At 66.7% G+C, this 13,990-nt stretch carries 13 protein-coding genes and 1 other RNA gene; 5 read left to right on the top strand and 9 right to left on the bottom strand.

Features of this window, described 5'->3' with window-relative positions; all coding sequences use genetic code 11:
* Nucleotides 1-87: 87 nt before the first annotated feature.
* The 5 genes from IM760_RS02050 to IM760_RS02030 are packed head-to-tail and all read right to left on the bottom strand — an operon-like array spanning nucleotide 88 to nucleotide 6,034.
* Nucleotides 88-1,389: a TRAP transporter large permease gene (locus IM760_RS02050; protein ID WP_204426900.1), complete on the bottom strand. Its 1,302-nt coding sequence runs from the start codon at nucleotides 1,387-1,389 to the stop codon at nucleotides 88-90.
* Complete coding sequence (locus IM760_RS02045; RefSeq protein WP_204426899.1) at nucleotides 1,386-1,859, bottom strand: TRAP transporter small permease; 474 nt, start codon at nucleotides 1,857-1,859, stop codon at nucleotides 1,386-1,388. Before IM760_RS02045 ends, IM760_RS02050 begins: the two co-directional genes overlap by 4 nt.
* A 52-nt stretch (nucleotides 1,860-1,911) precedes the next feature.
* Entirely contained in the window at nucleotides 1,912-2,967 is a 1,056-nt protein-coding gene (locus tag IM760_RS02040) for a TRAP transporter substrate-binding protein (protein WP_204426898.1), read from the bottom strand.
* Between the two features lie 21 nt (nucleotides 2,968-2,988).
* Nucleotides 2,989-4,413: an aldehyde dehydrogenase family protein gene (locus IM760_RS02035; RefSeq protein WP_204426897.1), complete on the bottom strand. Its 1,425-nt coding sequence runs from the start codon at nucleotides 4,411-4,413 to the stop codon at nucleotides 2,989-2,991.
* Between the two features lies 1 nt (nucleotide 4,414).
* Nucleotides 4,415-6,034 (bottom strand): GMC family oxidoreductase, encoded by a 1,620-nt coding sequence (locus tag IM760_RS02030; RefSeq protein WP_228233460.1) that lies wholly within the window; start codon nucleotides 6,032-6,034, stop codon nucleotides 4,415-4,417.
* Between the two features lie 121 nt (nucleotides 6,035-6,155).
* Here IM760_RS02030 and IM760_RS02025 point away from each other — a divergent pair, with 121 nt between their 5' ends.
* Complete coding sequence (locus IM760_RS02025; RefSeq protein ID WP_204426895.1) at nucleotides 6,156-6,896, top strand: GntR family transcriptional regulator; 741 nt, start codon at nucleotides 6,156-6,158, stop codon at nucleotides 6,894-6,896.
* Complete coding sequence (locus IM760_RS02020) at nucleotides 6,893-8,020, top strand: mandelate racemase/muconate lactonizing enzyme family protein (protein ID WP_204426894.1); 1,128 nt, start codon at nucleotides 6,893-6,895, stop codon at nucleotides 8,018-8,020. The genes IM760_RS02025 and IM760_RS02020 overlap by 4 nt, the downstream gene beginning before the upstream one ends.
* A 77-nt stretch (nucleotides 8,021-8,097) precedes the next feature.
* Here IM760_RS02020 and IM760_RS02015 read toward each other — a convergent pair whose 3' ends face one another.
* The 4 genes from IM760_RS02015 to IM760_RS02000 are packed head-to-tail and all read right to left on the bottom strand — an operon-like array spanning nucleotide 8,098 to nucleotide 11,490.
* On the bottom strand, nucleotides 8,098-8,667 hold the full coding sequence (locus IM760_RS02015) for a BON domain-containing protein (RefSeq protein WP_204426893.1): 570 nt from the start codon (nucleotides 8,665-8,667) through the stop codon (nucleotides 8,098-8,100).
* Nucleotides 8,667-9,254: a phosphoheptose isomerase gene (locus tag IM760_RS02010; RefSeq protein ID WP_204426892.1), complete on the bottom strand. Its 588-nt coding sequence runs from the start codon at nucleotides 9,252-9,254 to the stop codon at nucleotides 8,667-8,669. The genes IM760_RS02015 and IM760_RS02010 overlap by 1 nt, the downstream gene beginning before the upstream one ends.
* Nucleotides 9,255-9,641 carry a YraN family protein gene (locus tag IM760_RS02005; RefSeq protein ID WP_204426891.1) on the bottom strand — a complete coding sequence of 129 codons (387 nt, stop codon included), beginning with the start codon at nucleotides 9,639-9,641 and terminating at the stop codon, nucleotides 9,255-9,257. It abuts the gene before it with no gap.
* Nucleotides 9,642-9,678: 37 nt separating this feature from the next.
* On the bottom strand, nucleotides 9,679-11,490 hold the full coding sequence (locus IM760_RS02000; protein ID WP_239549555.1) for a penicillin-binding protein activator: 1,812 nt from the start codon (nucleotides 11,488-11,490) through the stop codon (nucleotides 9,679-9,681).
* A gap of 143 nt (nucleotides 11,491-11,633) precedes the next feature.
* Between IM760_RS02000 and rsmI the strand changes: the two genes are divergently transcribed.
* The 3 genes from rsmI (at nucleotide 11,634) to IM760_RS01985 (ending at nucleotide 13,813) form a co-directional block, all read left to right on the top strand.
* A complete protein-coding gene (rsmI, locus tag IM760_RS01995; protein ID WP_204426889.1) occupies nucleotides 11,634-12,458 on the top strand; it encodes a 16S rRNA (cytidine(1402)-2'-O)-methyltransferase in 825 nt (274 codons plus the stop codon).
* A gap of 105 nt (nucleotides 12,459-12,563) precedes the next feature.
* Nucleotides 12,564-12,924: RNase P RNA component class A (rnpB, locus tag IM760_RS01990), an RNA gene on the top strand.
* Between the two features lie 85 nt (nucleotides 12,925-13,009).
* Nucleotides 13,010-13,813, top strand: coding sequence for an oxygen-binding di-iron domain-containing protein (locus tag IM760_RS01985; protein ID WP_204426888.1), 804 nt, complete (start codon nucleotides 13,010-13,012; stop codon nucleotides 13,811-13,813).
* Nucleotides 13,814-13,990: the final 177 nt, after the last annotated feature.

The raw sequence follows: 13,990 nt of genomic DNA, 5'->3' as shown, positions 1-13,990 counted from the left end.
CGTAACACAGACCCGCTTCGATGTGCCGGCGGGCGGTTTCGAGCACGGATAAAAAAAGACCCGCCGGGGAGGCGGGTCGAAAAGAACTCAGCGCAAGGATCTGAGCAGGTCGGGCAGCCACAGGCTGACCTGCGGGAACAGGGTCACCAGCGCCAGCACCCCCAGCAGGGCCACCAGGAACGGCCAGATGCTGCGAATGATTTTCTCCACCGGTACCCCGGATATCTGACTGGACACGAACAGGTTGACCCCCAGTGGCGGCGTCAGGAAGGCGATCTGGATATTGGTCACCAGGATGATGCCGAAATGCACCGGGTTGATGCCGAAGGCGGTGACCAGCGGCACCAGGATCGGCGCCAGAATGATGATCGCCGACATGGTTTCCATGAAGGTGCCCACCAGAATCAGGAACACGTTGATCCACAGCAGGATCACCAGCGGGTTGGTGGACACGCCGGACATGGCCGCGGAAATCTGCTGGGGAATGGTTTCCAGGGTGATCACCTTGGCCAGCAGCGCCGAGCAGGCCACCACGATCATCAGCGCGCCGGAGATGCGATGGGTCTGTTCGAAGGCTTCGTGGAGGGCCCGGGCGTCCAGTTGCCGGTACACGAAGCGGGCCACCACCAGCGCGTAGAACACCGCCACCACCGAGGCTTCCACCGGCGTGAACAGGCCGGAGTAAATGCCGCCGAGAATCAGCACCGGCAGGAACAGGGCGAACTTGGCGTGCCAGATCAGTGATCCCAGGCTTTCGTTCTCGTCCTCCTGTTCGTGTACCGGGTTGACCACGGCGCCGGAACGTTTGGCCAGCACATAGGCGGTGAACACCAGCACCACGCCCATCAAAAGGCCGGGCAGCAGGCCGGCGGCGAACACGTCGGCGATGGAGACGTTGGCGATGATGGCGTAAATGATCATCGGGTTACTGGGCGGAATCAGAATGCCCAGGGTGCCGCCGGTGGCGGTGACCGAGGCGGCGTAGGGCGCCGGGTAGCCGTAGCGCACCATGGACGGAATCATGATCGAGCCGATGGCCGCCACGGTGCCCGGGCCGGAGCCGGAGATGGCGGCGAAGAACATGCACGACAGAATCGTCACCATCCCCAGGCTGCCGGGAACGTGCCCGAACATGCGTCGGAAGATGCGGATGATGTCGTGGGTCAGCCCGCCCTTTTCCATGATGTTGCCGGCCAGAATAAAGGCCGGAATGGCCAGCAGCGCGAAGTTGTCCACGCCATTGAAGATGCTCTGCGCGGCGAACACCAGATCGGCGCCCAGGAACCAGGCGGCGGCGAAGCCGGTCAGGCCCAGCGCCGCGTAGATCGGCACGCCGAGCAGCAGCAGCGCCGGCAGCATGATAATCAGTACCCACTGTACGGAGGTCATGCCAGACCCTCCCCGGCCTCGCCGCGGGCGTTGGGCCCGACCAGGCGGCTCAGCGCGGACAGCACGAAGGCCAGAATCAACACCACGAACAGGTAGTTGGTATTGAAACCGAGCACCGGAGACACGCTGGGATACTTGATGCCGTCGATCACGTTGCGGAAGCAGTAGATGATCATCAGCACATCGAACAGCAGCAGCAGGGCGGTGGTGATGCCTTCCACCAGGCCGCGGCCCAGACGCCGGCCCAGCCAGTCGGAAAACACGCCGATGCGCAGATCGGATCGGGTCAGCGCCGAATAGCTGGCGCTGATAAAGACGAAGGAGATAAAGGCGAACCGGGACAGTTCCTCGGTCCATTCCAGGCCGGCATTGAAGCTGCGTCCGAAAATCTGCAGCAACAGGGCCAGCACCATGCCCGACAGCAACAGATGACACAGCGCCAGTTGGGACTTTCTCAGCAAGTTGTACATGTTTTTCTCCCATCGGGACGACGCGGGCCGTCCCGGCCTCGGGCGGATGGTTTTATTGTTGGTTGGCTTTGTAGGCTTCCAGGATTTCCAGCGCTTTATCGGCGAGTGCCTCGCCGTCCTTGCCGATCAGGGGGTAGTAGTTCGGCCAGGCGGCGCGGGCTTTCTCCGCCCACGGCGTTTCGTCCTTGATGTCGTCGATTTTGACGCCGGCCTCCTCCGCCAGCTTCCACCAGCGGGCTTCATCCAGCGGCTGCCACCAGCGCACGTACTCCGTGGTTTCCCGGCCGGCGCGCAGCACCGCCTCCTGCAGCTCCGGGTCCAGATCCTGGAACCAGCGCTCGGAGACCACGATGGGATGGGTGAGGATGGTGTAGTGCAATCGGGAGATGCGGCTGATCACCTCGTCGAATTTCATGCCGATGATGTCGCTGACCGGGCTGTCGCCGCCTTCCACCACGCCTTGTTGCAGGGCACTGTAGAGCTCATTCCAGGCGATCGGCGCCGGCGAGGCGTTCCAGGATTTGTAGGTGCCGAGCATGATCGCGTTGGGCGGCACGCGCATTTTCAGCGGTGCCAGATCCGCCGGCGTTTCAATGGGCTCGGGCGCGTTGTAGAAGAAATGCCGCCAGCCGGTGTTCTCCCAGCCGATGATGCGCACCCCCGCTTCCTCGATGACCCGCGGCTGCAACACCGGCGTGATGTGGTCCAGCAGGTAGTTCGACTCTTCCGTGCTCTGGGTCAGATAGGGCAGCAGCAGCACGTTCAGGCTGGGCGCCACCTGGGCCATGTTGTTGGTGGCCGGCAGCGTCACCTGAATCACGCCCTGGCGGGCCTGCTGCAGCATTTCCTTTTCGCTGCCGAGCTGCGAGCCCGGAAAGATCACCGGCCGGATGCGGTTGTCGGTGTAGATCGCGACCAGCTCCGCGAAGCGCTTCAGCGCCACGGTCTGGGAGCTCCACTCCATGTTCAGTGAATGGGCCAGACGCATGGTGATCTGGTCGCCTTCCTTGGGCACCGACCGGTAGTCGAACGGATTGGGCGTGTCGGCGGCCACCGTGGTGGTCCACAAAACGGTGGCGAGTAGGGCCAGTTTGGCGATTGTTTTCATGATTATCACCCTGTCGTTTTTTTACCAGGCCAGATAGGCGGCCTGCTCGATGGTGTAGAACGCGGACGCGGAGGCGCCCACGGAGTACGCGCCCAGCCCGGAGTGCTTCATGCCGCCGAACGGCATGTTCACGTCCGGCACCGTGCCGTTGTTCACGTGCAGCATTCCGTTGCGGCTTTCGTCCAGGAAGCGCTGGATCAGCGCATGGGAGTCCGAGAACAGGCTGGAGGTGAGCCCGTATTCGGTGTCGTTGAGAATCGTCAGCGCCTGGTCGGCGTCGTCGTAGGGCAGCACCGACAGCACCGGGCCGAAGATTTCCTGGCGGCTGGCGGTGTCGGACGCGCCGGCCTGGTCCAGCAGGGTGGGCGCGAAGAAATAACCGCCCTCGCAGCCGGGGACCGTCACCGGCTCGCCGCCGGTCACCAGACGGGCGCCTTCGTCCACCGCCCGGGCGGTCAGCGTTTTGACGCTGTCGAAATGGGCGCCGTTGCACAGCGGGCCCAGGGTGGTGCCATCGTCCAGGCCATCGCCCAGCCGCAGGCCGCGGGCCCGTTCGGTCAGCCCCCGGACCACGGCCGCGTGCAAGTCACGATGCACGATCACCCGGCTGAGGCTGGTGCAGCGCTGGCCGCCGGTCTGGAAGGCGGCGCCGAACACCTGATCCAGGCAACCGTCCAGGTCGGCGCTGTCATTGATGATCACGCCGTTCTTGCCGCCCAGTTCCAGTTGCGCGGGCACCAGGCCCTCGGCGGCGGCCAGGCCGACCTTGCGGCCCACCGCCACCGAACCGGTGAAGCTGACCCCGTCGAAACGGCCGGCGGCGGTGAGCTGGCTGGCGAAGGCGCCGCCGCAGGGCAGCACCTGCACCAGACCGGCGGGGAAGTGCCGTTCGGCGATGTCCGCCAGCAGGAAGGCCGCCGCCGGGGTGAACTGGGACGGTTTGATCACCAGCGCGTTGCCGAAGGCGACCGCCGGGCACAGTTTGCGCAGCGGCGTCATCGCCGGGAAATTCCAGGGGCAGATGGCCAGCAGGGTGCCGCGCGGCCGGCGCAGGATCAGATTGCGCACACGGGGACGGGCGGCGGCGGTGGTCTGCAATTGCTGGCGGGCGGCCTCGCCGGCCATGAAGCGGCCTTCGGCGCAGCCCTTGAGGATTTCGTTGCGCGCCTCGTTAAGGGGCTTGCCCTGTTCCAGGGTGATCGCTTCGGCGATGCGGTCCACGTTCGCCACCACCTCGTCGAGGAAGGCGAGCAGCCGGTCGCCGCGCGCCACCGGCGGCACCCCGGCCCATTCGGTCTGGGCCTCGGCGGCCCGATCGAGCACACGGTCCACGGCGCCGGGGTCGCTCACTTCCGCGTAGCCGCCCACCACCTGCTCGGGGCGCGCCGGGTTCACGGTTTGGAAGGGCGTGCCCCCTCCGAGGTGGTCTCGGTAATCGAATTTCATGTCAGGACTCCGGGTTGGCGTCTTCAAGAATCAGGGCCGCGCCTTTCTCGCCGATCATCAGCGAGGGCGCATTGGTGTTGGCGGAGGTCACCTGGGGCATCACCGAGGCGTCCACCACGCGCAGGCCTTGCACGCCGCGCACGCGCAGACGGGGGTCCACCACGGCGCCGTCGTCGCTGCCCATGCGGCAGGTGCCCACGCAATGGAACACGGTGCCGCCGCGCTGGCGGGCGGACTCCCACAGGGCCTCGTCGCCGTCGATCTGCTCGCCGGGTTCCATCTCCACGTCCCAGAGATCGCGGAACGCGGGCTGGCGGGCGATATCACGAAGGATCTTCATGCCCTCCACGATCACCTTGCGGTCATGGGGATCGGAGAAATAGCGGGGCTCGATGATCGGCGCCGCCTCCGGGTCGGCGGAGGCGATCCGCACCTGGCCCCGGGAGCGGGGGTGGCACTGCCACACGGAGGCGGTAAAGCCGGGGTAGCGGTGCAACGGCGTGCCGGGCTTGTCCACCGACAGCGGCATCACGTTGAACTGCACATCCGGCCGGTCGCCGTCCGCGTAGCAAGTGCGGGCGCTGCCGCCCACCTGGCCGGCGCCCACGGTCAGCGAGCCGGAGGCGCGCAGCAGCCATTCCAGGCCCATCCTGGCGAGCTTGAAGGGGTTGCGCACATCGGTGTTCAGGGACAGCTTGCGCTTCAGACGGTAGATGGCGCGCACCTGATAGTGATCCTGCAGGTTGGCGCCCACCTCCGGCGCGTCGTGAACCGGTTCGATGCCGTGCCGGCGCAGCAGCTCGGCGGGGCCCACGCCGGACAGCTGCAGCAGCTGCGGCGTCTGGATGGCGCCGGCGCACAGCACCACTTCGCGGCGGGCGCTGGCCCGATGCACCTGGCCGTTGTGGCGCCATTCCACGCCCACCGCCCGGTTGCCTTCGAACACCACCCGGTTGGCGGGGGCCTCGGTGACGATGGTCAGGTTGGGGCGGTCCTTGATCGGGGTCAGGAACGCCTTGGCGGAGCTGCAACGCCAGCGGCCCTTGAGGCTCAGCTGATAGGGGCCCACGCCCCGGGTGTCGCTGCTGTTCATGTCCGGGTTGAAGGGCAGGCCGTATTCCCCGGCGGCGCGCAGCCAGGCCTGGCAGGCCGGGTTGTTGGTGCGCATGTCCGAGACTTCCAGTTCGCCCCGGTCGCCGCGACTGCCGTCGCCCCGGTCGGTGCCCGTGTAACGCTCCAGGCGGCGGAAGTAGGGCAGCACCTCGTCATAGGACCAGCCGCTGGCGCCCTGGGCGGCCCAACTGTCGTAGTCCTCGCGCTGGCCGCGAATGAAGATCAGCCCGTTGATGGAGCTGGAACCGCCGATCACCTTGCCCCGGGGCCAGACAATGTTGCGCCCGCCGCTGCCCTCGGAGGGTTCGGTGTCGAACAGCCGGGCCACCCGGGTATCGTAAATCGAGCGGTAGTAGCCCACCGGAAAGTGCAGCCAGAAATTGCGGTCCCAGCCGCCCGCTTCCAGCAACAGCACCCGGTTGTCGCGGTTCGCGGACAGCCGGTTCGCGACGATGCAGCCGGCCGAGCCGGCGCCCACCACGATGTAGTCGTATTGTTTGTCGGACACCGTGTACTCCTTGCGGTGAGAAGTCATGAAGTCCTAATGTTAGGACATCAGTTGATGCGAACGTTTCCACATGCTAGGTTTCCTGTCAAGCGTTTGCCGGGAAGCGAAGGGAAGGGAATGGATGGCTGATCACAACGATGACCGCGGGCTGCTGAACGGGAGCCCGATACCGCTGTACGTACAGGTGGCGGACATTATCCGCTATCGGATCGGTCGGGGCGTGTGGGCGGAAGGGAGCCTGCTGCCGCCCATCGAAGTGTTGATGAAGGAGTTCTCGGTGTCCCGGGTGACGGTGCGCCAGGCCCTGCAGTTGCTGGCCCGTTCCGGGCTGATCCAGGTGCAGCGCGGCGTCGGTACCCTGGTGCTCAAGGGCGGCGCCGGCGAGCATCCGGTGAAGGTGGAAACCACCCTGCAGGCGCTGGTGGAGGCCTATCGCGGCGACACACCGGTGGTCACCAATATTTCCGATTCCAGCACGCCGCCCCGCCTCACCGACGCCGACGGTACCCCGGCGGCCCACTACCACCACCTGCGCCGGGTGCACGCCCGCCAGGGGGTGAAGTACTGCGTGATTTCCATCTACCTGGAAAAAACGGTGTTCGAGAAAGCGGAGCAGCGTTTCCGCGACGAGATCATTCTGCCGGTGCTGATGTCCCTGGACCTGACCGTGGCCCAGGCCAAGCAGAGCATCACCATCGCCAAGGCGGACCTGGAAGTGGCGCGGCTGCTGGACATGCCCCTGGGCGATCCGATCGCCAATGTGCGACGGGTGCTGGTGGACGCCGACAACACCATCATTTACGTCGCCGAGGCCACCTACCGCGGCGACTACATTCATCTGGAAATGGACCTGAAAGCATGAACCACCCGGTCGCCGTTCGCGCCCTCGACACCTTCGTGTACCGCTGCCCCCTGGACACCCCGGTGCAGACGTCCTTCGGCATCATGCTGGACCGGCCCATGGTGGTGGTGCGGGTCACCGACCAGGACGGCCATCAGGGCTGGGGCGAGATCTGGTGCAACTTCCCCATGGTGGGCGCCGAGCACCGGGCGCGGCTGGTGGAGAGCGTGTTCCGCGCGCAACTGGTGGACCGGGAGTTCGAATCGCCGGCGGCGGCTTACCAGGCCCTGGAGGCGGGCACCCGCGTGCTGGCGCTGCAATCCGCCGAGCCCGGGCCGTTCGCCCAGTGTCTGTCCGGCATTGATCTGGCGCTGTGGGACCTGTGCGCGCGCCGGGCCGGCCAGCCGCTGTGGCGCTACCTGGGCGGCGACACGGACCGTATTCCGGTGTACGCCAGCGGCCTCAACCCCACTGCCCCGGAGCGGCTGGCGGCGGCGCGGGCGGCGCAAGGCTACACCCGCTTCAAACTGAAGATCGGCTTTGGCGCGGAGCGCGATCTGGCCAACCTGGCGGCGCTGCGAGACACCCTGGGTGAGCAGGCCTCGTTGATGGTGGACGTGAACCAGGGCTGGACCCTGGAGCAGGCCCGGGAGCAATTGCCGGCGCTGAATCGGCTGGGGCTGAAATGGATCGAGGAGCCGCTGCTGTGCACCGCGCCCTGGTCCGACTGGCGGGCGCTGGCGGCGCTCACCGACATTCCGGTGTCCGCCGGCGAGAACCTGATGGGCGAGGAGCGTTTCCGCGAGGCCATCGACAGCGGCGCGTTGTCGATCCTGCAGCCGGACGTGGCCAAGTGGGGCGGTCTGAGTCGCGGGCTGCCGCTGGCGAAGGCCATCAACGACGCCGGGCTGCGCTATTTCCCGCATTATCTGGGCGGCGGCATCGGCCTGCTGGCCTCGGGCCATCTGCTGGCGGCGGTGGGCGGTGACGGGGCCCTGGAGGTGGACGCCAACTCCAATCCGCTGCGCACGGAACTGGCCGGCGCGCTCAATCGGGTGGAAGAGGGAATGGCCAGCCTGGGGGATGCCCCTGGTATCGGGCCGCTGGACGGTTTGGACGCCCTGGATCGGTATCGGGCTGGTTGAGCGATCCCTGCCCGAATCGCGGCTGAAGCCGCTCCTGCACACCATCGCGGGTTTGGCAGGAGCGGCTTCGGCCGCGATCAGTCGATGTATTCGATGATCTTGACGATCTTCTGCACGCCGCCCACCTGCTGCACCTGGGCCACCACCGAATCCGCTTCGGCGCGGCTGAGCAGGCCCATCAGATAGACCACGCCGTTCACCGTCACCACCTTGGTGCGCCAGCCCGGCGTCTCGCTGTGGGTGAGCAGCCGGCTTTTCACCTTGGTGGTCAGCCAGGTGTCGTTGGTGCGCGCCAGGGTGCCGGTCTTGCCGGACACTTTCAGTTCATTGTGAACGTGGCGCACATGGCGGACCTGGTCGGCGATGTTGCCGGCCTGCACGCGCAGGTCATCGCTGGCCACTTCGCCGGCCAGCAGCACATTGCCGTTGAAGCTCACCACCACGATGTGGCTTTCGTCCAGCTCGGCGCTGGTGCGGGCCAGGTTGATCTTGATCTTGCGCTCGATGTTGCCGTCCTCGACGAAGGCGCCGAAGGTGCGCGAGCCGTGGTCGGCGTCCACCGGTTCCTGGGACATGTTCTTGGTCAGGGCGGCGCAGCCGGACAGCAGCAGGGTGGCCAGCAGGGCCATCAACCCGAGGTGACGCATTACGGGCCTCCAAACAGTTGTTGGTCGATGAAATCGCAAAGCGCGTGGATCACCAGCAAATGCACCTCCTGGATACGGGCGGTGGAGGTCGCCGGCACGCGCACTTCGATATCCCCGGGGCCGTAAAGGTTCACCATTTCGCCGCCTTCCTTGCCGGTCATGGCGACCACTTTCATTTCCCGGTCGTGGGCGGCCTGGATCGCCTGGATCACGTTGGCGGAGTTGCCGCTGGTGGAAATCGCCAGCAGCACGTCACCGGCGTTGCCCAGGGCGCGCACCTGCTTGGAAAAGATCTCGTTGTAGCTGTAGTCGTTGGCGATCGAGGTGAGCGTGGACGAATCGGTGGTCAGCGCCACCGCCGGCAGGGCCGGCCGCTCCATCTCGAACCGGTTGAGCAGTTCGGAGGAAAAGTGCTGGGCGTCGCCGGCGGAGCCGCCGTTGCCGCAGGTGAGAATCTTGCCGCCGTTGAGCAGACATTCCACCATCACCTGGCCGGCGGCGGCGATCACCTCGGGCAGCACCTCGCCGGCCTTGGCCTTGGTTTCCAGGCTTTCGGCGAACAATTGTCTGATGCGCTCCACACTCATTTATCCGTCTCCGTAAAAAGCGTTCTGTATCCAATCATAGCGGACCGCGCCCCGTTCATCCGGTTCCAGGCCCACCACGTCGAAGCGGCAGGGCCGGCGGGCCTGAAGCGGGTGGCGTCCGAGAAAATGGCGCGCCGCGCGGGTCAGGCGGCGCTGCTTGCGGGTGTCCACGGAAGCCAGGGCGCCGCCGTAGCCGCGCCCGGCCCGCCAGCGCACCTCCACGAACACCAGGGTGTCGCCGTGCTCCATGATCAGATCCACTTCCCCCAGCCGGCAGCGGTAGTTGGCCGCCAGCGGTGTCAGCCCGCGCTCGCGCAGCCAGTCGAGCACGCGGCGCTCGGCGCGCAGGCCCCGTTGCCTGCGCCAATCCCTGTTGTTGCCTTCCATGGCCTCTTTCCCCCCTGGAAAGAATGGTGATGTTCCCTCAATCGAAGCGGTTGTTCTCCAGCGTGGCGCCGCCGCCGAAGCGGGGCAGCGGTTGCGGCTGGCCGCGGCGGAATTCCGCCCAGTCGGACTCGCGCACCAGCCGGGCCCCGTCCAGATGCAGATTGCCGGTGACGCCGGGCAGGTCGCTGCCGGCCACGGTGCGCAGCAGGTACAGCCGCGCCTGCAGCCGGTAGGCGTCCACGCCCATGGCGAACAGCCGGTTGTAGCGACCGTGGCCCTCCGGCCAGGTTTCCCGGGCCAGCTGGTGCAGACGGGTATCCTGATAAAGAATCCACGGCATGTCCACGAAGCGCACGCCGTCCAGATCCTGATCCCGGCGCGGCGCCGGGGTGCCGTCGTAAATGTAGGAGGTGGCGTACACCGGCAGATTGCGCGCGTAATGGAAGTTGAGCAGCGGCTTGAGCTGGCGGCCCTGGTTGGGGTTGGCGACCATGAACAGGAAGCTCATGTTGTCGCCACGGCTGGGCTGATATTCCGCGCGCCGGCCGGCGCTGCCGTCGTCGCGGCGGGCGCTGTCCATCAGGTTTTTCACGGTGTCGCCCAGTTCGTCGTCGTGGAAGGCGCTTTCCACCGTGACCTGGCCGCCCCGGTCCTGCCAGGCGGTGATGAAGGCCTCGCCCACGCGGCGGCCCCATTCGCTGTCCGGGTACAATACGCCGGCCTGCCGGTGACCTTCGCGCCAGGCCTGGTCGGCGATTTGCCGGGCCTCGTCTTCCGGCGCCAGACCGAACTGGAACAGCGGCGCCTGGCGGCTGTCCTGATCCAGATAATTGAGCGCCAGCACGGTCACCGGCGGGGTGCCCAGGGCGGCCAGGTCCGCCACCTTGTCCTTGGCCAGCGGGCCGATCACGAACTGGGCGCCGTCGTCCACGGCGCGCTGCAGCAGGCTGGCCATGTCGGCGCCACTGACGTCGTAGAAGCGCAGGTCCGGCGTCGGGTTGCCGGCCTGCTCGGCACTGTAGAACGCGGTCATCAAGCCGTCGCGGATGGCTTCCGCGGCCGGGGCCAGGGGGCCGCTTTCCGGCAGCAGCACCGCCACCCGCTGGGGCCGCTCGCGGGCGGCCTGTTGCAGGGCGCCGACCATTTCCGGCAGCTGGCGGGCGGCCGGATGGTTGGGCCAGGTCTCCCGCCACGCTTGCAGACGTTCCACCTGGGCATCGATATTGGCCTGCGGGTCCCGGTACAGCAGCGCCAGTTCCATCCAGCCGCGCAGATCGCCGGTGGCCTCCTCGGAGCGGGTCTCCAGCTCTTCCAGGGGCAGACTCATCAGCGCTTCCCAGGTGAGCTTGCGGTTGTAGCGTTGGTCGTCGCTGTCGAGCAGGGCGTCCACGGCGACGCGCTCACGCAGGCTGTCCAGCAGCCGGCCGTCCAGGGCCAGGGCGTCGGCACGCAGCAGTTTCATGCGCGCCTGGCGGCCGGCGTCGAAACCATTGAGGGTGGCCTGGCGCTGGTCGAGCAGATCCAGCGCCCGCTGGGGGTGCTGCCCGGCGAGCAGCGCCTGGGTGCGCAGCCGCAGCCAGTGGTAGCGCTGGTCCTGGGTCTGGGCGTTGCCGTCGTCCACCTGGTCGAGCAGGGCGCCGGCGTCGGCGGCGCGGTCGTTGATCAGATAATAGCGGGCCCAGGCCAGGGCGGTGTCGGTGCGCACCGGCTCGGCCAGCTGCGTCAGCCGCTGGTTGGCGTCGGCGACCTGTTGCGGGGCTTCCCGGGCGGGGGCGGCCCGGTCCCGGTCGGAAGTGGTGCCCTGGGGGGCGGGTAACTGACAGCCGGCGACGAACACAATCAGTGCCATCGCGGCCAGACGAGCCGGTCGAAAATCCATGGCGGTGGGGCAACCCTTTGCGACTACGGGAACGGTGCCGGTATTGTAGGCGGTTTGCGGCGCCTGAATCACCCTGACGGCCGCCAACTTTTACACAACTTCTGGAACTGTTGATGAGCGGCACCCTGTATGTGGTCAGTACCCCCATCGGTCACCTCGACGACATCACCCGCCGGGCGCTGGCGGTGCTGGGCGAGGTGGACTGGATCGCCGCCGAGGATACCCGCCACAGCCAGGCGCTGATGGACCATATCGGCGTCGGCACCCGGCTGATCAGCTACCACGACCACAATGAGGCGCAGCGCACCCCGGAGCTGGTCAAGCGGCTGTCGGAAGGGGATCAGGGCGCCCTGATCAGCGACGCCGGCACGCCGCTGGTCAGCGATCCCGGTTATCGGCTGGTGCGTGCCTGCCAGGACGCCGGCGTGACGGTGGTGCCGGTGCCCGGTGCCTCCGCGTTGCTGGCGGCGCTGGCGGTGTCCGGCCAGCCCAGCGACCGGTTTCTGTTCGAGGGCTTCCTGCCCGCCAAGGGCGCCGCCCGGGAGCGGGCCCTGGAGCGGCTGGCGGGCAGCGACGTCACCACCCTGATCTACGAGGCGCCGCACCGGGTGCTGTCGTTGCTGGAGGCGCTGGCGCCCAAGGTCGCCGCGGACCGGGAACTGACCCTGTGCCGGGAACTGACCAAACGCTTTGAAACCGTGCGCCGGGGACCGGTGGCCGACATTCTGGCGTGGGTGAGCGCGGATAAGGACCAGCGGCGCGGCGAGCTGGTGCTGGTGCTGGGCCCGGCGGCGCGGGGCGAGGCGCTGGACGAACGTGACCGGGCCCTGGCCCGGGCGCTGCTGGAGGAACTGCCCCTGTCCCGGGCGGCGCGTATCCTGGCGGCCCACACCGGCCTCAAGCGGCAGGCGCTCTACAGCTATCTGGAAACCCTGTAAGAGCGGTGCTCACACCGCGATGGACCACCCCGGCGGACTGATGCGCCGGATCGCGGTCGAAACGACCGCTCCTACCGGGCGGCTGGATCGTGCTATGCTCCGCGCCGGACCGGTCAGGCAGCCGCTGGTGGCTTCGCGCCGCTGGAGGAAAGTCCGGGCTCCATAGGGCAGGGTGCCAGGTAACGCCTGGGGGCCGCGCTGGCGACGGCGCGGTCACGGCAAGTGCCGCAGAAAACAGACCGCCGGCTTCTTCGGAAACCGGTAAGGGTGAAAAGGTGCGGTAAGAGCGCACCGCGCCGCTGGTAACAGCGGTGGCAGGGTAAACCCCACCCGGAGCAAGACCAAATAGGGATCCCATGGCGTGGCCCGCGCTGGATCCGGGTAGGTCGCTTGAGGCCCGCGGTGACGCGGGTCCCAGATGAATGGCTGCCCACGACAGAACCCGGCTTATCGACCGGTCCACCCAAACATCGAACCTTGACCCCGATCAGTCCGCCGGCCGCCGTCGGCGGCTATCCTCCGCCACAGACCAACGGGGGGATCGGGGACTCATGGCCAAAGCGGATATTCTGTTCGAGAACGAGGACCACCGGGTGGTGCGCTACGCGGACCTGGTGAAAGGCGAGGGCATTCAGGCCAACCAGTTCGCCATCCGCCACGGCCGCCACGGCGCCCTGATTGATCCCGGCGGCGATCTCACCTTCACGCCGCTGACCATCGAACTGAGCCGTCACCTGGACCTCAAGTCCCTGGACTATATTCTCGCCTCCCACCAGGACCCGGACATCATCGCCTCGCTGCCGCGCTGGATGCTGCATTCGGATTGCAAGGTGGCGGTGTCGAAACTGTGGTCCCGGTTCCTGCCCCACCTGGCGTCCACCTTCGTGACCAGCCGGGTGGGGGAGCAATGGCAGGCGCGCATTCTGGCGCTGCCCGACGAAGGCGCCCGGCTGCCGTTCGGTGATACCGAACTGTGGGCCCTGCCGGCCCACTTTCTGCATTCGGTGGGCAACTTCAGCTTCTTTGATCCGATCAGCCGTATCCTGTTTTCCGGTGATATCGGCGCTTCCCTGGACGGCGAGGAGGGCGCGGTGGCCCGTTTCGAGGACCACGTTCCCGCCATGGCCGGCTTCCATCGGCGCTACATGGCCGGCAACCGGGCCTGCCGGTTGTGGGTGCGGATGGTGCGCGAACTGGCGCCGGCGATGATCGTGCCCCAGCACGGCGGCTACTTCGACCAGCCGGGGACCGTATCCCGCTTCCTCGACTGGCTGGAGCACCTGGAATGCGGTCCGGATTTGATGGAGCCCCGCCAGTACCGGCTTCCGCCGCGAGTCAGTGCTTACCCGGAATAACTATAAAAAGTTATTCCTGAATAAGTTTATATAACAAAATAATCTAATACTTAAAGTGGTTTCTTGGAAACGCCGCTCAGGCGTTTGATTCCGTTCAGAACTCCTCCGTCAACACCCTCCCCGCCCCCTCTGTGACGCAGCTAACAAACTGATTTTCAAAGATTTTCTTTTACATTC

It is taken from the genome of Alloalcanivorax marinus, from assembly GCF_016906305.1.
Lineage (GTDB): Bacteria > Pseudomonadota > Gammaproteobacteria > Pseudomonadales > Alcanivoracaceae > Alloalcanivorax > Alloalcanivorax marinus.
Note: the sequence above shows the minus strand (reverse complement) of the source record. Positions and strands in the feature narration are given on the sequence as shown.